This window comes from Bacillus sp. N447-1, from assembly GCF_022701035.1.
Lineage (GTDB): Bacteria > Bacillota > Bacilli > Bacillales > Bacillaceae_G > Bacillus_A > Bacillus_A cereus.
In genome coordinates, this window is sequence record NZ_CP065509.1 from 3,891,999 (window position 1) to 3,908,924 (window position 16,926).

The following is a 16,926-nucleotide window of genomic DNA, read 5'->3' on the forward strand; positions in this document are numbered from 1 at the left end:
GATGTGATAGCGCTGAAAGGGGAAGAACGATGATCTATTTTGATAATAGTGCGACGACGAAGCCATATCCAGAAGCTCTTCAATCGTACGTGACGGTTGCTGGGAAATATTTTGGTAATCCTTCTTCTATTCATTCGCTTGGAGGAGAGGCAGAGCGTCTATTAACACAATCAAGAACGATTGCAGCGCAGCTTCTTCGTGTTAAACCTTCTGAAATTATTTTCACATCAGGTGGAACAGAAGGGAATAACCTTGCGATTAAAGGGATAGCGATGAGGAATCGTTCGCGCGGCAAACATATCATTACAACAAATATTGAACACGCGTCTGTGTTTGAGGCATATAAGCAATTAGAAGAACTCGGGTTTGATGTAACATATTTACCGGTTAACGAGCATGGTGTTGTGTCGGTAGAAGATGTGAAACGAGCACTTCGTGAAGATACGATTCTTGTGTCAATTATTCATGTGAACAACGAAACTGGAGCAATTCAGCCCGTTGCTGAAATTGGAACGTTATTATCGAATCATCCGAAAATAAGATTCCATGTAGATCATGTACAAGGGATAGGGAAAGTACCGCTTGATTTATATGCTTCTCATATTGATCTTTGCTCAATATCTGGACATAAATTCCACAGTGTAAAAGGAACGGGTCTTCTTTATGTACGCGATGGCGTAAGATTAGATCCGATTTTATCAGGTGGTCAACAAGAGCTTAAGTATCGCTCTGGTACAGAGAATTTACCTGGCATTGTAGCGATGGTGAAAGCACTTCGCATGACAATGGAACAAGTGAAAGAAAAGGTAGCTCATTTGCAAAGTTTACAAGCAGAGCTTGTTCGTTTCTTTAAAGAAATGGAAGATGTAACGATTAACACGTCGCTTGCATATGCAGCACCGCACATTTTAAATGTATCATTTGTTGGTTTAAAACCAGAAGTAGTCGTTCATGCTTTAGAAGAACACGGTGTATATGTGTCAACGAAATCTGCTTGTTCTTCAAAAGCAAATGAAGTGAGCAGAGTGTTAGTGTCAATGGGAGTGCCGCATGCAGCAGCTGCAAGCGCTATTCGTATTAGTTTGGCACCAGAAAACACAATGGAAGAAGTAAAAAAATTTGAAGGTATTGTAAAAGAGACGATGCCAAAATTATATGAAGTGATGAGGTAAAGAAATTATGTTGAAATATGAATATATTTTAGTGCGTTACGGAGAGATGACGACAAAAGGTAAGAACCGTTCTAAGTTTGTAAGCACATTAAAAGATAACGTGAAGTTCAAACTGAAAAAATTCCCAAATATTAAAATCGATGCAACACACGATCGTATGTACATCCAGTTAAATGGTGAAGATCATGAAGCAGTCTCTGAAAGATTGAAGGATGTATTTGGTATTCATAAGTTTAACTTAGCGATGAAAGTACCATCAGAATTAGAAGACATTAAAAAAGGTGCATTAGCAGCTTTCTTACAAGTAAAAGGTGATGTGAAAACATTTAAAATTACTGTACACCGTTCTTATAAGCATTTCCCAATGAGAACGATGGAATTATTACCTGAGATTGGCGGACACATTCTAGAAAACACAGAGGATATTACAGTAGATGTTCATAATCCAGATGTAAATGTACGCGTAGAGATCCGCAGTGGCTATAGCTATATCATGTGCGATGAGCGTATGGGAGCTGGCGGTTTACCAGTTGGCGTTGGCGGAAAAGTAATGGTACTTCTTTCTGGTGGTATTGATAGCCCAGTAGCAGCTTACTTAACGATGAAACGCGGCGTATCTGTGGAAGCAGTTCACTTCCATAGTCCACCTTTCACAAGTGAGCGTGCAAAACAAAAAGTAATCGATTTAGCGCAAGAGTTAACGAAGTATTGTAAACGAGTAACGCTTCACCTTGTTCCGTTTACAGAAGTGCAAAAAACGATTAATAAAGAAATCCCATCTAGCTATTCAATGACGGTTATGCGCCGTATGATGATGCGTATTACAGAACGTATTGCTGAGGAGCGTAACGCACTTGCAATTACGACTGGTGAAAGTCTTGGACAAGTAGCAAGCCAAACGTTAGATAGTATGCATACGATTAACGAAGTAACAAACTACCCAGTTATTCGTCCGCTTATTACGATGGATAAATTAGAGATTATTAAAATCGCTGAAGAAATCGGCACGTATGATATTTCAATTCGTCCATATGAAGATTGCTGTACTGTATTCACACCAGCAAGCCCAGCGACGAAGCCGAAACGTGAAAAAGCAAATCGTTTTGAAGCGAAATACGATTTCACACCATTAATCGATGAAGCTGTAGCGAACAAAGAAACAATGGTATTACAAACGGTAGAAGTAGTGGCGGAAGAAGAAAAATTTGAAGAACTTTTCTAAAACCATAAATTACCATATCTAAAACGTGTATGAAGTCATGTTATTTATCACACTCTATACTCACAAGGAGGTGATATAACATGTCACGTAGCACAAATAAATTAGCGGTTCCTGGTGCTGAATCAGCATTAGACCAAATGAAATACGAAATCGCTCAAGAGTTTGGTGTTCAACTTGGAGCTGATGCAACAGCTCGCGCTAACGGTTCTGTTGGTGGTGAAATCACTAAACGTCTAGTTTCACTAGCTGAGCAACAATTAGGCGGTTACCAAAAATAATCCCATATGATGGCTTAGAAAGAGCGGGTTCTCCCGCTCTTTCTTTTTTTGTGTTGTGTCGCTATTTGTCGGTAAGTCGATGTAATTTCGTTTACTAATTCGACAGAACTGAAAAATTTGTCAAAAGAAGAGGGTTCAAAATTAACTGAAAATTCTTTATTATATAAAGGAGGCATAAAGAAAAGGGAGGATATTTTATGAAGCGAGAAGAATTGTTGGCGCCACCGTCTTATAATTTAGTTTCTGAAATAGAGAAATATACAGGTGATAAAGGGAAGTTAGCTTTAATTTGGCAAGATGATAAAGGGAATCGAAGGGAAGTTACATACGCTGAATTAATGCAAGGTGCGAATAAAATTGGAAACGCTTTTATAAAAAGTGGTTTGCAAAAAGGGGACAAGCTTCTCATTATGATGCCGCGTTTAATTGAAGCGTACATGACGTATATTGCTGCTATTAAAGCAGGATTTGTCGTAATTCCAAGCTCGGAAATGTTACGTAAAAAAGATATAGAATATCGAATTGGACATGGAGAAGTAAAAGCGATAGTAAGCTATGAGCCGTATATTAGGCAGTTTGATGATATAGAAGCGATGGAATCTCTTCGGAAATTTGTCCTGAGCGAGCAGTCAGTAGATGGATGGGTTAATTTAAAAACAGCGTTAGAAACAGAGAGTGACATGTTAGAAATGGCGAAGACAGATAAAGAAGATATGGTCTTTTTATCTTACACGTCAGGAACGACAGGAAATCCAAAAGGTGTCGTTCATACACATGCGTGGGCATACGCTCATTTACGTACGAGCGCTCCAAATTGGCTCGGAATTGAAGAGAATGATATTGTATGGGCAACAGCTAGTCCAGGCTGGCAAAAGTGGATTTGGAGCCCGTTTTTAGCAACTTTAGGATCAGGGGCAACAGGGTTTGTATATCACGGTAAGTTTGAACCGAAAACGTACCTAAACTTATTAGACGATAATAAGGTGAATGTACTTTGTTGTACACCGACTGAGTATAGATTAATGGCAAAGGTAGAAGATTTAAGCCAGTACAATTTAGAGGCATTACATAGCGCTGTATCGGCAGGTGAGCCGTTAAATAGAGAAGTCATTGAAACGTTCAAAAAGCACTTTCATATTACAGTGAGAGACGGCTATGGGCAAACGGAAAATACATTACTTGTTGGTGTAATGAAAGGGATGGATATTAGACCAGGATCAATGGGGAAACCAACGCCAGGTAACCACGTCGATATCGTAAATGAGGAAGGTACTCCAGTTAAAGTAGGCGAAGTTGGTGATATTGCAGTTCACATTGAAACGCCGGCCCTCTTTAAACAATATTACAAAGACGATGAACGTACAGCGATGCAATTCCGCGGTGATTATTATATTACAGGTGATAAAGCGAAGAAAGATGAAGACGGCTACTTCTGGTTTGAAGGGCGCGGCGATGATATCATTATTAGCTCTGGTTATACAATCGGGCCGTTTGAAGTAGAGGATGCACTTGTAAAACATCCTTATGTAAGAGAATGTGCAGTTGTCGCAAGTCCTGATGAAATTCGTGGAAGTGTCGTGAAGGCATTTATCGTATTAAGAGAGAATATAGAAAAGAACGAAGAAACATTAATTCCAACACTCCAACAACACGTCAAAGAACTCACTGCACCATATAAATACCCTCGCAAAATTGAATTTGTAGATGAACTACCAAAAACGATTTCTGGAAAAATTCGCCGTATTGAACTTAGAAAACAAGAGATGGAGATTCCGTCAAAATAATTTTGAAAACAGTGAAGTAAATAGTTGAATGAAATGCAAAACAATGATAATATAAAAACGAACACAAGTTCGATTTTATAAACTTAAAAAAGAGGTGTCCGTATGATTTTAGGTATTAATCCGTACTTAGTTTTAGATGGTAGTGGGCAAGAAGCTGTACAGTTTTATAAAGAGGCTTTAGATGCAAAAGTAGAAGTTATGCAAACTTTTGGTGACATGCCTGAAAATCCAGAATACCCGATTCCAGCTGAAGCGAAAGAGCGCGTTTTACACGCTACTTTAAAAGTTGGTAATACGGATCTTATGATTTCTGATACATTCCCAGGTCAAGGGCATACAATCGGATCTCAAGTAACAATCGCAATTCAAATTAGTAATGCAGAAAAAGCAAAAGAAGTATTCGATAAGTTACAAGAAGGTGGAGAAGTTATCATGCCACTTCAAGAAACATTCTGGAGCCCAGCATACGGACAAGTAAAAGATAAATTTAATATTGAATGGCAAGTTACAACATCTACTACTGAACAAAAGTAATTTTTAGAAAAGCACCATGTTTTGAAATGGTGCTTTTTTTTATACAATAAAAAATAAAGGAGATGGGATATATGGGAGAAATTTGGTATGGCGGCACCATTTACACAATGAGAGAAGAAAATGAAAAAGTAGAAGCTGTTTACATTGAAAACGGTACGATCGTTGATATTGGAAGTAAAGAAGAGTTAGAAAACCAATATGCCGCGGTTACATTGCACGATTTAAAAGGCAAAACGATGATTCCAGGTCTCGTTGATAGCCACATGCACCTTATTGGGCATGGGGAGAGATTGCTTCGTTTAGATTTATCAAATTGCACATCTTATGGTGAAGTGCTTACTCTTGTTCAGAAGCGAGTGGAAGAAGCTCCAAAGGGCTCTTGGATTATTGGAGAAGGATGGAATGAAAATAACTTTACAGATACGAAAGATGTTCACGCGCGTGATTTAGATGAAATTTCGAAAGAACATCCCATTTTACTAAAGAGAGTTTGTCGTCACGTTACATGGGTGAATGCATACATACTGCAAGAAGCGAATATAACAGAAAAGGCAGAAGATCCAAAAGGCGGGAAAATTGGTAGGGATTCATCAAATAAGTTAACAGGGCTTTTATATGAACAAGGGCAAGAATTAATTAAACATGTTCAGCCAGAAATTGATGAAGCTTATTTACAAAGAGCTCTGCAAACAGCGATTAAAGATTGCTGGAAATACGGACTTGTTGGCGGGCATACGGAAGATTTAAATTATTATGGTGGTTTTAGAAAAACATATAATGCGTTTTCTCACGTTATAAAAGAAATGCCATTTAAAGCCCATTTGCTCGTTCACCATGAAGTAGCACATGAACGAAAAGAATATGAAAATGAACATTGTATTGAATTTGGAGCAATGAAAATTTTCTCTGACGGTTCTTTTGGCGGAAGAACAGCATTATTAAGTGAACCGTATGAAGATGCGAAGGAAACAAATGGAGTTGCGATTTTCTCACGTGAAGAACTTGCGGAATTAGTAAAGAAAGCACGAGATCTACATATGCCAGTTGCGATTCATACTATCGGTGACTTATCGCTTGAATATGTCATTGATGCACTCGAATTATATCCACCAGCAGAAGGGGTGCGTGACCGCATTATTCATTGTCAGCTTGCTCGTGAAGAGTTGATAGAAAGAATGAAAAACTTGCAAGCCATTATCGATATACAGCCAGTCTTTCTTTCATCAGATTTTCCGTCAGTCATTGAAAAACTAGGCGAGCACCGTCTTCGTTATGCGTACGCTTGGAAGACGTTACTGGAGGCAGGATTACACTGCAACGGTGGCTCAGATGCTCCCATTGAACAAGTAAATCCGTTTCTAGGCATATATAGCGCTGTTACACGTAGAAGTTTTATTGACGGTATATGCTATATGCCTGAGGAAAGATTAACGGTATATGAGGCTGTTTCTTTATTTACAACAGGAAGTGCCTATGCAATCGGAAAAGAAGCGAAGCGAGGGCAAATTACAAAAGGATATGAAGCAGATTTTACAATATTAGACCGCAATATTTTTGAAATTGAGGCAGAAGAAATAAAAGAAGTACAAGCAGAAATGACCGTAATAGATGGCCAAGTTGTCTATAGAAAAGATGCGTAAAAATATATGAGCGGTTTTCGGAATATATCGAATTACCGACAAAAACTGACAAGAATAACGGCCGGATAGTAAGAGAGTATTGTTCGCGTCAATCGGGGTAAATAAATAACCGCAGAATTATGGAATTCCATAATTCTGCGGTTATTTTAATCTTATAAAAACGTTCTCTGTACTTTTTCCCAGAAAGAATTGTTTTTTAATTTAACTGTTTTAATTTGTTTATCGCTTAAGCGTACAACAGCTTTTTCCACTTGTTTAATGCTAAGCGCTTCGTTATCCATGCCGATAACAGGATAATCGTTACCGTCTGGTCTTAGTTTTAAAGTTAATGTACGTTCGTGATTTAAAATGAAAGGTGAACCGAGCGTACGGTAAGTGTTGTTGTTTAAAGATGCTAGTTCGCTTACTTGGAAACATGGGATAAGCGGGTCAACAACTGCACCATGCAATGATTTATTGTAAGCAGTACTTCCTGTTGGGGTAGAAACAACTAAACCGTCGCCTCTAAATGTTTCGAAATATAAATCATCAACATGAACATCTACAACGAATGTTTTAATAATGCTAGAACGTAATGAGAACTCATTTAAACAATGGAAAGATGTACTGCCATCTACATCTACCTGAATTGTTGGATATTTTCGCACTTCAATTTCATTTTTTGTAATTTCTTGAAGGGCTGTATCAACGTGATCAATATGGAAATCGCAGTAGAACGAAATTTCATCTTTCGTAGAAATCCCTGCATATAAGCAATCTTCCCTAAAACCAGTTTTACGAACGGCTTGTAAGAAGGTTGCATCATCTCCAACACTGACGATAGCGTTTGCATTTTTTGGATGATCTAATATGGTAAATCCATTCTCTTCTAAAATACGATAGATTGGTTTCATTTTTTCAACGAGCGTTGCTTTGTCATCACCATAAAAGAAAAATAAATTGCGACGATCTGCCATTATGTATCCCTCCACTGCAGTTAAATTTTCTGTTTTTCGTGCTACATATCATTAGAGTCCGTTCCCTGATGATATGTTCAAATAATATATTTCGATATAAATTGTCAAAATACCTTTTTATTTTTAGAAAAATTTTTATATTCAATCTTATAAAACTCTGTTTAACGATGAATAAACTTGTCGATAATGGGTACGGAGTGAAAGGATGATACGTATGAAGTGGCTCGTAATTGGAATAATAATTCTTCTTCTTTTTATTTTGTTTATACTATTGTCGAAAATAAAGCTTAAGGTGACATTTTTATATTCAGAAATGGAAAAGCAATGTTTGCTTCAAGTGAAAATATGGATGATTCGATATACATTTGATGTGTTGGAAAGAATTGAAAAACAGCAGAAAAAGACAGGACAGAAAATCGAAAAAGCTGAAGAGGACGGCGGACTCGATAATAAAATTATGGCGCAACTTGACAGCATTGGTGAACTGATAAAAAAGCTTCAAGAAGTTCATACTATTGTTAAAGATTTTCTCAAACGAGTGAAAATCAATGGTTGGAAATGGCATACACAAATTGGAGCAGGCGATGCAGCTAGTACTGGAATTGTCACTGGATATGCATGGGGGACAAAAGGTATGGCTGCTGGAGTTGTCGGACAATATATGCATATTGTCGACGTACCAGAATTTGAAATTACCCCAGTTTTTCAAGGGAAAGGATTTGCATCAAGATGCGAGTTAACAGCATCTTTTCGTATATTCCGCGCTATAAAAACTGGCGTCAAATTACTCGTATTTATGAGAAGACAAAGATCTGGTATGACAGAAAAATCTGTTCAAGCATAGGGGGGATATAGAATGGACCATCCAATTCAAGGTTTAATGACAACAGCAATGCAGCATTTAAAACAAATGACTGATGTAAATACAATTGTTGGTGACCCAATTAAAGCGGCAGATGGAAGCGTAATTCTTACAGTTTCGAAAGTAAGTTTCGGATTTGCTGCTGGTGGAAGTGAATTTGGTAAAGTAGAACATTCAGGCCGTCATCCATTTGGCGGGGGAAGTGGTGGAGGAGTTTCTATTAATCCTGTTGCCTTTCTTGTTATAAATGGAGATGGTGTGAAAGTATTGCACTTAGATAAACAAACACACGTCATCGATAAAATAATTGAATTAGCGCCACAAGCTGTTGATAAAGTGAAAGAAATGATGGATAAACGAAAAGAAGATGATCCTGAATTTCAAATTTAGAAGGTGACTTTATAAAAAAGAAGGGAGAAATAGATGCCCTTCTTTTTGTTATTTTATATGGAAAAATATTCCCTTTTACGCAGTGGGTTTATGTATAATGAAACATATGAAACATTGCAGAGGGGTGGGGCTGAAGTATGAAAGAAATTGTTGTGTCGAAAGCATTGTTTTCTAAATATAAAACGATTTCGGATGCTGTGAAAGGTGCTTCATCAGGGACTACAATCGTAGTAAAACCCGGTGTGTATCGAGAGAATATATATATTGATAAAGACATTAATATTATTAGTGAAGGAGATAAGCAAAGTACTGTCATTGAAGCGTTTGAAAAAGCAATTTGCATTGATAATGGTGGTAAAGTGTTTATAAAGGGCATTCAAGTTAAGAGACTTGGATCAGAAGATAATGCATTAATCGATTGTAAATTTGGGGCTCTCCAGATACAGGAGTGTGATATTTATCCTGGGAATGGTTCTGGGGTAGCGGTAAAAAAACAAGGGATATTATCTATGCACTCTTGCCAAATAACGGGTGGATATACAAATGCAATCTATTTTGGTGAAGGAAGTCAAGGAACGATAGAAAATTGTGAGATTTATCGGATGAAGGGAGAAACGTACCCTTCTATATTTATAGAGAAAAGTAGTCCGAATATAAAAAATTGTCGTATTCATAGTAGTCCGAGTAATGCAATCTGTATTAAAAATGGAGGAAAGCCGAGTATAGAGAATTGTGACTTATCTCATATGCAAGGTTCCGTTATATATATTTCGAATAGCGATCCTATGATAAAAAAATGCAATATACATGATGGAGAAAGCAATGGGATTTATATGGAGGAAAGCCAGCCTATAATCGAAAGTTGTGAGGTATTTAACTTTAAAATTGGCATGGTGTATATACACAGAAGTAAGCCAACGATAAGGCAGTGTAGAGTGTTTGATGGCAAGACGAATGCGATAACATTCAAAGAGCAGAGTGCAGGGTTAGTTGAGGAGTGTGAAATATTTAATTTATTAGGTGAAACATATCCAGCTATTTGGATTGAGGATAGTCAACCTGTATGGAAAAAATGTAAAGTTAGTTATACTGCGGATAATGCTTATAATATAAATAATAATAGCAATCCAACCATTGAAAATTGTGAAATATATAAAGCGGGAAACAATGCTTTTAAAATTATAGGAGCAACAGCTCATATTCAGCGCTGTAAAATATATGAGGGGCAAAAATCTGCTTTTTCTATACAAGAAGATAGTAGTCCAGTAGTTGAGGAATGTGAAATTTTTGACTTTAAACATCAACTTGTAGCAGTATATGCTGGTAATCCTACATTTAGAAAGTGTAAATTATATGATGGACAAATGAATGCAGTATTATTTGAGAAAAATGGTGGCGGTTTGTTTGAAGACTGCGAATTGTATCAGTTTTCTGCTGAGAAATATCCTGTTATATTTGTAAATCAAGGTCAGCCAACAGTAAGAAAATGTAAAATGCATAATGGCACTAGTAATGCTATTTATTTAAAGAATGATAGTAAAATGATATTGGACGATTGTGAAATATTTCAATTTCAAAATGAAAGCTCTCCAGTGATTTATTGTATGCAAAGTTATTTGAAATCAACAAATTGTAAAATACATGAAGGTAACAATAATGCTGTTTATGCAAGAAGCGATAGCGAGTGTATACTCGATAATTGCGAAATAGGTCATTTCCATAATGATGGGCGTCCAATGATTTGGGCGAATGAAAGTAGGATAACACTGACACAATGTGATTTACATAATGGAAAAAGTGGAGCTGTAGTGGTCAATCAAAATAGCTTTGCTGTAATTGAGGATTGTAAGTTAACAGAATTTAAACAAGATTGTGTAAGGGTTTCTGAAAGAAGTGAAGCGTTGCTACAACGAAATCAAATATACAACGCTTTAGGAGGGATTGGAATTGTAAGCGAAAGTAAATTGAGAGTTATAGATTGTGGGATATATGATTGCGGTGGCACCGCTTTATGGCTCAATAATGGGCAGGCTACAATCGAGAAAATTTATATTCGAAATTGTAAAGGAAATGCACTGAATTTGAAAAATAACAGTAGTATCATGTTTTATAACAGTAGTATTTCTCAATTTGAATATCCGATGGTTTATAGTGAAGAGAGTCAATTGGATGTTAAGAGAAGTAACTTTAATTTTGGTGAAAGTCAGATTTTTTTAATTGAAAAAGAAAGTGAATTTTGGATAAATCAATGTGAAATATCTCAAGCGAAAGAATCACCGGCGATTGACATCTATTCTAATGTAAAAGGGACGATTCAAAATTGTAATATTTCTGAAGCTCTTATAGGTATTAGAGTTGCTTCTGAAAGTAAGGTTAATCTCACAGATATAAAGTGTTTTGATATAGACAAAGTGGCTTATCAAATTGAGGATAACAGTTCAACTGTATTAGAAAATTGTAAAGCATATATAGAGGTTAGCCAGCAAAAAATAAAATCCAATGGAGAGAATAAACAAGAGGACAAGCAAGAGGTAGAAGATGTAGAGAAAGTGAAAGTGCAGGAAGAAGATATTGACATAGACGCTATTATGATGGAGTTAAATCGTTTTGTTGGAATGGCCAGTGTTAAGGAGCAAATCGAACAGTTAATAAACTATGTGGAAATTAGTCGTTATCGTAAAGCTGCCGGACTTGATTCAGGAGATGAAATAAAGCCGAAACATACTGTTTTTTATGGGAATCCTGGGACAGGAAAAACTACGATTGCTCGTTTACTTGGCAAAGTGTATAAAGCGCTCGGATTGCTTGAAAAAGGGCATATTGTAGAAGTCAAGCGTGAAGATTTAGTTGGTTCGTATATTGGACATTCTGAAGAGAAGACAAAGGGATATATTGAGGAAGCAATGGGTGGCGTTTTATTTATTGATGAAGCTTATTCGTTGAGTGTAGAAGATAGTGGCCGTGACTTTGGTAACCAAGTTATTGATGTTTTATTAGCAGCCCTTGAGAATCATCGTGGAGAATTTTTATGTGTAGTTGCTGGTTACGAAAAAGAGATGGAGCGCTTTATTGCTTCAAATCCAGGGTTGAAAAGTCGCTTTGTATCTTATATGAAATTCGAGGATTATACACCAGATGAGTTGATGGAAATTGGAAATAGGTTGTTAGAAGATAAACAGTACGAGTTAACACCAGAAGCGCAAGAATATGTGTATGAACAGTTTGTAGGGTTGTATAGAAAACGCGATGAACATTTTGGGAATGCACGGATGGTTCGAGAACAGGTGGATAAATGGAAAGTGTTACACTCTGATCGAATTAGAGCGTTACCGAGAAGTGAGTGGAGGAAGAGAGAAGTACTAACGACCATTCATTTAGAAGATGTTGAAAAAGTGTTCCAGCAAAAAGGGGAGAAAAAAGTAGCTGTTCCAATTAACGAGAAGTTATTACAAGAACAAATGGATCGCCTAAATGATTTGATTGGTTTAACGAAGGTAAAAGAAGAGATCCAAAGATTAATCCAGCTTGTTTCTTATTATCAGGAAGAGGGTAAGGATATAAGTGAACTTTCAATGCACATTTCATTAATTGGTAATCCCGGGACAGGAAAGACTGAGGTTGCTCGAATTATTGCGAAGGTATATGAAGCGCTTGGGATTTTAGAACGTGGTGATTGTATTGAAGTGGACCGTAAAGGGTTAGTTGATAAATTTCAAGGTGGTACAGAAGAGAAAACAGCGAATGTATTACAACAGGCAATGGGTGGTACGCTGTTTATTGATGAAGCATATACGTTGACGAATAAAGGGAGCAATGATGTAGGACATATAGCGGTGGAATTATTATTAAAACAAATGGAAGATAGACGCGGTGAATTTATTGTGTTAGTTGCAGGATATGAAGATGAGATGGAAGAATTCCTTGATAGCAATAAAGGGCTACGCCGTCGTTTTGATTATCGTCTTGTATTTGAAGACTACACACCAGAAGAAATGATACGGATCGCGGGTTATTACATGATGAAAAAGCAGTATCATATGTCAGATGAGGCGAGAAATATGCTTGTTGACTATTTTACTTATCTATATGAAAATCGTGATAAAACATATGGAAATGCAGGTTTAGCTCGTAAAATTATTGAACAAGCAATGAAAAATCTAGATTATCGTATTGCGACTTTACCAGTAGAGCATCGTATAGAAAAACAAAAATATATGATTGATGTGGAAGATATACAAGCACTTTTACAGCAGCAAGAGCACTAGGAAAAAGTAATTTTAAAAAAATATATAAATTGAGTGGGTTTTATTTGTGTTTTAGGAGCATTATGACTATCATTAACACTATACATACTTTGTTTTATTAAAAGGAGGATTTTCAAGTGGCAAACGTAACTTTTAAAGGTAATCCAATGACTTTAGTTGGAACAGAAGTTAAAGTTGGCGATCAAGCGCCAAACTTCCAAGTATTAGCAAACGACTTATCTCCAGTAAGTTTAGAAACATACAAAGGCGAAGTGAAATTAATTAGTGTTGTACCTTCAATCGACACAGGTGTGTGTGATGCACAAACACGTCGTTTTAACCAAGATGCAGCAGGTATTGAAAACGCGAAAGTATTAACAATTAGCGCTGATTTACCATTCGCTCAAAAACGCTGGTGTGCAGCAAACGGTTTAGAAAACGTTGTAACACTTTCTGACCACCGCGACCTTTCATTCGGTGAAGCTTACGGCTTAGTAATGAAAGAGCTTCGTTTACTTGCTCGTGCAGTATTCGTAGTAGATAGCAATGACAAAGTAGTTTACGTAGAATACGTAAGCGAAGGTACAAGCCATCCAAACTATGAAGCAGCATTAGAAGCAGCTAAATCTGCGAAGTAATGTGAAGAGAATGACCTCTTATAAAGAGGTCGTTTTTTCTCATATATTGCTCTGTAACAGCATCGATATATGAGAAAAAACGTTATATCATATATAACTAAAGGGGAGCTCTTTACAGGAGGTCGCTTTTTCTTTTTGGAAAAAATCACTTTGTGGTATGATATAAGTTATGTGTAAAAAAGAGAAGGAGGAATGTACGTGAGTCAGACAGTAGAAACATTATTTTCTATTTTTGATTCTTCTGCGGTAGTTTTACGTAAAGAATTAGATGTAACATATTTAGAGGCGCTTGTAGAGACAGGTGATAACTTGTTTGAGGGAGCGATTTTACAAGAGGAATTATCCGAATCAGCAATTGAAAGGCTGAATCGTGAATATAGTACGTTTAATGAAGAAACATATAAAGGTGAAGAAATTCGTAAAGCATTTCAGTTAGCCATCTTAAAAGGAATGAAAGAAGGCGTACAAGCGAATCACGAAATGACACCTGATGCAGTTGGAATGTTCATGAGTTACTTATTCCATAAATTTATGCAAGGTCAAAACGAGATCACAGTTTTAGATCCTGCAATTGGAACAGGTAACTTAATGACTACAGTGTTTAATAGCGCCAAAGAAGGACTAACAATGAGTGGATTTGGTGTAGAAGTGGATGAAGTGCTAATTAAACTTGCTTTAGTAAATGCAAATTTACAAAAGCATGCAATCGAATTCTTCCATCAAGATGGACTAGCACCACTTTATATCGATCCAGTTGATGCAGTCGTTTCAGACTTACCGGTTGGTTATTATCCAAACGAAATCGGTGCAAGTGAATATAAATTAAAAGCAGATGAAGGAATGTCGTATGCCCATCACTTATTTATTGAACAAAGTGTGAAACATACGAAAGAGGGCGGTTACTTATTCTTCTTAGTACCAAACTTCATTTTTGAAAGTGACCAAGCACCAAAATTACATGCATTTATTAAAGAAACATGCTTTATTCAAGGGTTATTACAGCTTCCTGTTTCCATGTTTAAAAACGAGAAAAATGCAAAAAGTATATTTGTTCTCCAAAAGAAAGGCGCTAATGTAACAATGCCAAAACAGGCGTTATTAGTGGAGTTGCCTAAATTCTCTAACATGAAGGCGATGGAAGACATTATGGATCAATTAAATACTTGGTTTGCAACACATAAATAAAGCTGGGTATATGTAACAGCATTAGTGATTCATGTAGTACAGTTTTATATAATATGTCATATTTTTAAATATATACAAGATTTAACTGAATTTTTTTGAAATCTGTAATATATATTTTTTCTTGGTGTTACAATTTTTTCACTTGAAATATATGTCGGACGATGTTTAAATTAAAATCGTGAGTATAAAATTTGCTAATGATGAAACGTTTTCATATTTGGTGAATTTGATCAGATAAAATCGAGCGGTTTGTGGAAACATCCACACAACTACCAAGAGAAAAAGGGGCGAAAGACTAGATGTCAAAAATCATCGCGATTAACGCAGGAAGCTCTTCCTTAAAATTCCAATTATTTGAAATGCCAAGTGAAACAGTATTAACAAAAGGTTTAGTAGAACGTATCGGTTTAGAAGATAGTATCTTCACTATTACTGTAGATGGCGAAAAACAAAAAGAAATTACAAACATTCCAGATCACGCAGTAGCAGTTAATATGCTTCTTAAAAAGTTAACTGAAAACGGAATCGTTAAATCTCTAGATGAGATTGGCGGTATCGGTCACCGTGTTGTTCACGGCGGCGAAAAATTTGCTGACTCTGTTTTAATTACTGATGAAGTATTAGCTGATATCGAAGAATTAAGCGATTTAGCACCACTTCATAACCCAGCAAACGTTGTTGGTATTAAAGCATTCCAAGAAGTATTACCAAACGTACCAGCAGTAGCAGTATTCGATACAGCATTCCACCAAACAATGCCGGAATCTGCATTCCTATACAGCTTACCATATGAGTACTATGAAAAATTCGGCATCCGTAAATACGGTTTCCACGGAACTTCTCATAAATATGTAACTGAGCGTGCGGCTGAATTATTAGGTCGTCCAATTGAAAGCTTAAGCTTACTTTCTTGTCACTTAGGTAACGGTGCAAGTATCGCAGCAGTAGAAGGCGGTAAATCTATCGATACTTCTATGGGCTTCACACCACTTGCTGGTGTAACAATGGGTACACGTTCTGGTAACCTTGACCCTGCATTAATTCCATACATCATGGAAAAAACAGGCCAAACAGTAGAAGAAGTAGTTAACGTATTAAACAAGAAGAGTGGTATGTTAGGTCTTACTGGTTACTCTAGTGACCTACGTGACATCATTGCGAAAGAAGAAGAAGGCGACCACCGTGCGAAAGTAGCACTTGATGTATTCGTAAGCCGTATCCACAAATACATCGGTTCTTACACTGCTCGTATGAAAGGTGTAGACGCAATCATCTTCACAGCTGGTGTAGGTGAAAACAGTGCGATTATTCGTGAGCGTGTATTAGAAGGCCTTGAGTACATGGGCGTATACTTCGATGCAAAACGTAATAACGTATTCGGTGAAGAAGCATTCATCAGCTTCCCACACTCTCCAGTAAAAATTATCGTAATTCCAACTGACGAAGAAGTTATGATTGCTCGTGACGTACTACGTCTTGGAGATATTGGTTAATATATGAAAAGAAAGACGAGATCCTATAGGATTTCGTCTTTTTTCTTTTGGATGTATTTTAAAACTCCATCTGGATATAATATTTTTTCTTTCTGAATGAATGCCGTAATAGGAATCCATTTCGCATACGCTACTGTTTCTTCATCTTGTATATTTAATATTTTCATTTCATATAGTGACGTGTCTAATAAACGCAAAGAATATAGTTGAATGATTTCATGACCAATGTCTCCATCGAGATGAAAGACATTTTCTAAACACCCTAAATAATTGGTGATTTCTATCTCCGTATGAAGCTCTTCTTTAAACTCCCGAATAACAGTATGTGCTGATTTTTCGCCAAGTTCAATTGAACCGCCAAGAGGACGATAATATATTTCGCCTTCTGTATAATATTCTTGTACGAGAAGGCGATCTTGATGTACAGCAAGACCGAAAGCTTTTGCACGTGGATACATATAGAATCACTCCTTATTTGTTTTGTATAAGGACGATTATAATCTATGGTGTGATAAAAGTATCGTGTAT

General features: G+C 36.7%; 14 protein-coding genes. 12 read left to right on the forward strand and 2 right to left on the reverse strand.

The features are described from left to right. Window positions 1-29 precede the first annotated feature (29 nt). From IQ781_RS19745 to IQ781_RS19770, 6 genes are all read left to right on the forward strand, one after another. Window positions 30-1,172 (forward strand): cysteine desulfurase family protein, encoded by a 1,143-nt coding sequence (locus IQ781_RS19745; RefSeq protein WP_139846849.1) that lies wholly within the window; start codon window positions 30-32, stop codon window positions 1,170-1,172. Between the two features lie 7 nt (window positions 1,173-1,179). Then, complete coding sequence (gene thiI, locus IQ781_RS19750) at window positions 1,180-2,394, forward strand: tRNA uracil 4-sulfurtransferase ThiI (RefSeq protein WP_000922341.1); 1,215 nt, start codon at window positions 1,180-1,182, stop codon at window positions 2,392-2,394. An 80-nt stretch (window positions 2,395-2,474) separates the two neighbouring features. Continuing rightward, window positions 2,475-2,672, forward strand: coding sequence for an alpha/beta-type small acid-soluble spore protein (locus IQ781_RS19755; RefSeq protein WP_000091640.1), 198 nt, complete (start codon window positions 2,475-2,477; stop codon window positions 2,670-2,672). A gap of 197 nt (window positions 2,673-2,869) precedes the next feature. After that, window positions 2,870-4,456: an acyl-CoA synthetase MbcS gene (gene mbcS, locus IQ781_RS19760; RefSeq protein ID WP_000817773.1), complete on the forward strand. Its 1,587-nt coding sequence runs from the start codon at window positions 2,870-2,872 to the stop codon at window positions 4,454-4,456. Window positions 4,457-4,558: 102 nt separating this feature from the next. Further along, a complete protein-coding gene (locus IQ781_RS19765) occupies window positions 4,559-4,990 on the forward strand; it encodes a VOC family protein (RefSeq protein ID WP_139846850.1) in 432 nt (143 codons plus the stop codon). Window positions 4,991-5,061: 71 nt separating this feature from the next. Then, entirely contained in the window at window positions 5,062-6,630 is a 1,569-nt protein-coding gene (locus IQ781_RS19770; RefSeq protein ID WP_139846852.1) for an amidohydrolase, read from the forward strand. 152 nt (window positions 6,631-6,782) lie between these two features. On the opposite strand, the gene IQ781_RS19775 is transcribed toward IQ781_RS19770, so the two are convergent. After that, window positions 6,783-7,586 carry an NAD kinase gene (locus IQ781_RS19775; RefSeq protein WP_000785177.1) on the reverse strand — a complete coding sequence of 268 codons (804 nt, stop codon included), beginning with the start codon at window positions 7,584-7,586 and terminating at the stop codon, window positions 6,783-6,785. 205 nt (window positions 7,587-7,791) lie between these two features. Between IQ781_RS19775 and IQ781_RS19780 the strand changes: the two genes are divergently transcribed. From IQ781_RS19780 to ackA, 6 genes are all read left to right on the forward strand, one after another. After that, window positions 7,792-8,430: a DUF2953 domain-containing protein gene (locus IQ781_RS19780; RefSeq protein WP_002164419.1), complete on the forward strand. Its 639-nt coding sequence runs from the start codon at window positions 7,792-7,794 to the stop codon at window positions 8,428-8,430. A 12-nt stretch (window positions 8,431-8,442) separates the two neighbouring features. Next, window positions 8,443-8,838, forward strand: coding sequence for a GerW family sporulation protein (gene ytfJ, locus IQ781_RS19785; RefSeq protein ID WP_000350003.1), 396 nt, complete (start codon window positions 8,443-8,445; stop codon window positions 8,836-8,838). Window positions 8,839-8,975: 137 nt separating this feature from the next. After that, entirely contained in the window at window positions 8,976-13,103 is a 4,128-nt protein-coding gene (locus tag IQ781_RS19790) for a right-handed parallel beta-helix repeat-containing protein (protein WP_242808153.1), read from the forward strand. 116 nt (window positions 13,104-13,219) lie between these two features. Beyond that, a complete protein-coding gene (gene tpx / locus IQ781_RS19795; RefSeq protein ID WP_000024529.1) occupies window positions 13,220-13,720 on the forward strand; it encodes a thiol peroxidase in 501 nt (166 codons plus the stop codon). 198 nt (window positions 13,721-13,918) lie between these two features. Next, a complete protein-coding gene (locus IQ781_RS19800; protein ID WP_000084367.1) occupies window positions 13,919-14,905 on the forward strand; it encodes a class I SAM-dependent methyltransferase in 987 nt (328 codons plus the stop codon). Window positions 14,906-15,204: 299 nt separating this feature from the next. Next, complete coding sequence (ackA, locus tag IQ781_RS19805) at window positions 15,205-16,398, forward strand: acetate kinase (RefSeq protein ID WP_000034575.1); 1,194 nt, start codon at window positions 15,205-15,207, stop codon at window positions 16,396-16,398. A 23-nt stretch (window positions 16,399-16,421) separates the two neighbouring features. Here the strand turns inward: ackA and IQ781_RS19810 are convergent, their stop codons facing one another. Continuing rightward, entirely contained in the window at window positions 16,422-16,856 is a 435-nt protein-coding gene (locus IQ781_RS19810; protein WP_000283500.1) for an NUDIX hydrolase, read from the reverse strand. Between the last annotated feature and the right edge of the window lie 70 nt (window positions 16,857-16,926).